General features: G+C 30.9%; 1 protein-coding gene. It reads left to right on the top strand.

Features of this window, described 5'->3' with window-relative positions; all coding sequences use genetic code 11:
• Positions 1 to 344 precede the first annotated feature (344 nt).
• The coding region (locus PSI15_RS18400) for a hypothetical protein (protein WP_273584772.1) at positions 345 to 557 on the top strand (213 nt) is incomplete at its 3' end.

The following is a 557-nucleotide window of genomic DNA, read 5'->3' as shown; positions in this document are numbered from 1 at the left end:
AAATGGTTAGGGCAAAAATGGGAAAATTTTTGTGCTAAAAATAACGACTATTCTGAGAAACAAAATTATTAGTTGATATTATTGAATAAAAATACGCAGTCAATAATGAGTGTGGTTTTCATCTGTTGAATTTGCTAACTATCTTGACACTTACCAAACGTACTATAACAGAATTTAAAACCAATAAAATTGGTGTTGTCATTTCATTTAACTAAAGCTTGTTAAATTGGAAAATGTTTTCACTTTCGTTGGATTGTGGAGATATTGCGCCATGGTTTGTTTTTTATAGGCGCTTTCAGTGGGTTTGATTTCAACGAATGCAATGTATTGGAATATAGTTTACGATGAAAACTACAAAATCTATAAGTTCCGAATTTATAAAAACAGTAGAAAAATTTAGTCATTGTACTGCTGTTATATATAGTAACGAAAGTATTAGCTATGAACAACTTTATACCGCCGCAACTAATTTATGTGATTTATTTGAGAAAAAACAACTTAGCCAAGGTGAATGCATTGGTGTTTCTGGTCACCCCGGAATTAAAACGATCATAGCT

This window comes from Xenorhabdus sp. PR6a, assembly GCF_028599065.1.
Classification (GTDB): domain Bacteria; phylum Pseudomonadota; class Gammaproteobacteria; order Enterobacterales; family Enterobacteriaceae; genus Xenorhabdus; species Xenorhabdus doucetiae.
Note: the sequence above shows the minus strand (reverse complement) of the source record. Positions and strands in the feature narration are given on the sequence as shown.